1 protein-coding gene is annotated in these 231 nt (G+C 69.3%); it reads left to right on the top strand.

Annotated elements, in window-relative coordinates:
• Positions 1 to 231 (top strand): energy-coupling factor ABC transporter permease (locus J0695_RS43460; protein WP_206970307.1); only part of this gene is annotated, 231 nt, incomplete at both ends.

Genomic DNA, 231 nt, shown 5'->3' with positions numbered 1-231 from the left:
TCGCCGGACTGGTCGCCGCCTTCATCTTCCCCGTCCAGATGCTGAACTTCCCGGTTGCCGCCGGCACCAGCGGACACCTGCTGGGCGGGGCGCTCGCGGCGATTCTCGTCGGGCCCTACACCGGGGTCCTCTGCGTCTCCGTCGTCCTCCTCATGCAGGGCATCCTCTTCGCGGACGGCGGGCTGACCGCGCTCGGCGTGAACATCACCGACATGGCGATCGTGACGACGG

The sequence above is a fragment of the Streptomyces beijiangensis genome, from assembly GCF_017315755.1.
Classification (GTDB): Bacteria; Actinomycetota; Actinomycetes; order Streptomycetales; family Streptomycetaceae; genus Streptomyces; species Streptomyces beijiangensis.
The sequence above is the reverse complement of the archived record's forward strand: the minus strand, read 5'-3'. Positions and strand labels throughout refer to the sequence as shown.